The 3,422-nt window shown below is 37.3% G+C and carries 3 protein-coding genes; 1 reads left to right on the forward strand and 2 read right to left on the reverse strand.

Translation table 11 applies throughout. The features are described from left to right. Positions 1-96: 96 nt before the first annotated feature. Complete coding sequence (locus U9P79_05600; GenBank protein MEA2104097.1) at positions 97-1,740, forward strand: phosphoenolpyruvate carboxykinase (ATP); 1,644 nt, start codon at positions 97-99, stop codon at positions 1,738-1,740. A gap of 172 nt (positions 1,741-1,912) precedes the next feature. Here the strand turns inward: U9P79_05600 and U9P79_05605 are convergent, their stop codons facing one another. Together U9P79_05605 and U9P79_05610 are read right to left on the reverse strand one after the other, a co-directional pair. Continuing rightward, a complete protein-coding gene (locus tag U9P79_05605; protein MEA2104098.1) occupies positions 1,913-2,395 on the reverse strand; it encodes a DUF2147 domain-containing protein in 483 nt (160 codons plus the stop codon). A 78-nt stretch (positions 2,396-2,473) separates the two neighbouring features. Beyond that, positions 2,474-3,422: ATP-binding protein (locus tag U9P79_05610; GenBank protein MEA2104099.1), on the reverse strand; the 949-nt coding region annotated here is incomplete at its 5' end.

Genomic DNA, 3,422 nt, shown 5'->3' on the forward strand with positions numbered 1-3,422 from the left:
GATGTGAATTTTTACTAATATTGACAACTTTTTATCCCTTTCCGATAAGACTCACTTTATTAAAATTTAATTACAAATAATGCTTAGGAGTTACAAATGGATATTAATCAGGACTTGAAGAAAATTCTTGGAAATCACCAAAATATATTAAACAATATTCCAAGAAAAGAAATGATCAAACGAGCAGTCGAAAATCGGGAAGCGATTATCTCTGCAAATGGATGTCTCGACACCTGGACACCTCCGGAATCAACCGGAAGAAGCCCGAAAGATACGCTTATAGTTTCACATCCCGGGTCTGAAAAAAATATTGATTGGAATTCACCGAATAATATTCCACTTGCACCTGATACTTTTGATATGATTTACGAAGACGCCCTCAAGACTATCTCAGAGAAAGAAAAAATTTATATCACCGACCGAGTTATCGGAGCAGATTCTTCCTATGCTCTTCCCACAAAAACTATTTCCGATCAAGCTCTATCTGTTCTTTTTACAGACAATATGTTCCGACCGGTTCCGGAAGACATCGAGAAAAGTATTTTTGCAGATAGACCATTCACGCTTATTGCTCTTCCTTATGATAAATTGGATCGGGCTAAGTATGAAGGCAAACTCCGAAAAACAAAAGACGGATTGACTTCAAATATGGCGGTAGCAATGGATTTTGACCGCAAAATCGGAATCGTTTATGGATCTGCCTACGGGGGAAGTATAAAGAAATTGATGTTCACTGTTATGAATTACTACCTTCCGGGCGAAGGAATCCTCCCTTTGCATTGTTCTGCTAATGAAGGTGAAAATGGTGATAGCGCTCTCTTGCTCGGACTTTCGGGAACCGGTAAAACCACCCTTTCCGCTGATCCGAGTCGTGCTCTACTTGGCGATGACGAACACGGTTGGAGCGATACCGGTATTGCAAATTTTGAAAACGGATGTTATGCCAAACTTATAAACCTAAGCAAAGAAAAAGAACCGGAAATCTATAATGCAGTTTTTCACAAGGGCAATTATCTCGAACACGGTGCAATCGTGGAAAATTGTATGATGTATCCGAACGGCAAATACGATCTTGATGATGAAAGATTAACCCCAAATTCACGTGGTTCTTATCCTCTTACCTTTTTGAGTAATATAAAAACTTCCTCCATATCCGTCCATCCCAACACAATTCTTTTTCTTACTGCGGACGCAAACGGAGTAATTCCTCCAATTTCCAAGCTGAATCCCGAGCAGGCGATGCTCTGGTTTCTGATGGGTTACACAAGCAAATTAGCAGGAACAGAAACCGGAATCACAGAACCGGTAACAGTTTTTTCGCGTTTCTTCGGAGAACCGTTTATGCCCCGAAATCCCGATGTATATGCAAGTATGCTGGGCGAAAAAATGAAAAAACACAATACAAGCGTTTACCTTGTTAATACGGGTTGGAGTGGCGGACCCTACGGAATTGGCTCACGCATGGACATTAATTTGACACGCACACTTGTGGATGCTGCTTTAAAAGGAATAATTAAAAATTCAAAATACGAAACAGATGATATTTTCCATTTGAATTTCCCAATTTCCTGCCCGAACGTTCCCTCTGAAGTTCTAAATCCGAAAAATACATGGGAAGATAAATCTGCCTTTGATGAACGGGCAACAAAATTGGCTCAAGAATTCAAAACACATTTTGATAAAGCTTACGGTGATAAAAACATTGCTCCTGAAGTTGTAAAACAGTGTCCGGGAAAATAAAATAAATTCTTCCAATCTCAATAAATAAAAAATCCCACGAGTAAATTTACGCGTGGGATTTTTTTATACTTTATTTTTGTGTAAAACATTCAAGATGGTTTATTTTAAAACATCACGGATGTTTTATTCCAAAATAATTGTTTTACTCCAGATTACTTTTTATTTTAAAACATCACGGATGTTTTACTCCAAATTTCGGTTTATCGGTTCTCAACCAGATTTGGCTTCTACCGATTTTGATTATGGCTTTGATATATCCGCGCACCTGCAACTTTTTTCCATCGTCTATAACCCGAATTTTACAATGATAGGTTTTACCTTTTTTAGGATCAGTGATCTTACCATTATCCCACCATTCTCCATCTTTTTTTAGGTTTCTCATTATCGTGGCGCCCAGCATCGGCTTGCCCGTGAGTTTTCCTGAACCTTTTGCACAGACAGGATTCTGATCTTCGTCTGGTTTCCTGAATAATTTCACGATCTTGCCGTGAAGTTTATTATTCTCTTCCCAAACTTGCACAACAGATTTTACTTTTCCGGTTTCATCGTCAATCGTTTTCCAATACCCGATCGGCGAAAGATTATTTGCAGATAATAATGAACAAATAAAAAATATTTGCAATACGATTATTATCACTAAAGTTTTTTTCATCATTTTACTCCTTAATATCTAATGGTTTTAATATTTATTTATGCCATTCTCAATCAGGGATGATTGAGTTACATAACGACATTATCTCGAAATTCCCTTTCTCAAACTGATTACAAAAACAGCTCCGCTCGGTTGATTATCTTCAACGAAAATATTACCACCATAATTTCTTATTGTTTGCTCTACTACATACAAACCAATGCCGGTATGACCGCTCTCTCCGGAGAAGAACCCTTTATCGAAAACGTTGTATTTGATTTCATCCGGAATTCCTGATCCGTTATCACGCACTTTTATTTCACACAATTCTTCATTGGGATTTATTTCAATATCTACTTTAGTAGCCTTTCCATGATTTATCGAATTGTTTATTAAATTTTCAAAGACAGAAGATATTTCATTATCCCCATAAACCGTTCCTTTGCCGGAGATGCTAATTTCAATCCCATCGAAATCTTTAATAATATTGTTTAACATAGGCACTAATTCAATTTTTTTCAGATTAGAATGAGAATCTATGAAAGACTCTTGTTCACGATGTCTTTCGATCAGATCAAGTGATTTCTGAACTTGCTTTTGGATTTCAGAAAGCATTTTCGGGTCGTGCTCAATGTTGAATAGGTTAACGGCACTATTAATAACTATCAAGTCATTGGTTATGTCATGACGTAAAATTGAATTTGTAATTCCGAGACGCTCTCTCGCAATTTTAATTTCTTCTTCTGCTTGTTTGCGTTCGGTGATGTCTCTACCAAGAACGACTAAGCCTTTTCTTGCTCCGTCAGATTTAAAAAGAGGTACTTTTATTACATCATACACTTTTTTGGTGCCATTTACTGTGGGAATCACTTCATTACCCCGCGAAAGAGTTTTTGCTTGCCACGACTTTTCATCGGTTTCCACACATAAAAGAAAAGCTTCTTTGTAAATCGGATCAGTAAACTCAGCAAGCTCAGCATCTGTTTTACCAAAGTAGTCTGTATTTTGAAGGCTGAATAATTCAAGATCAGCATCATTAGCAATGAGCCAG

The sequence above is a fragment of the Candidatus Cloacimonadota bacterium genome (genome assembly GCA_034661015.1).
Lineage (GTDB): Bacteria > Cloacimonadota > Cloacimonadia > JGIOTU-2 > JGIOTU-2 > JAYEKN01.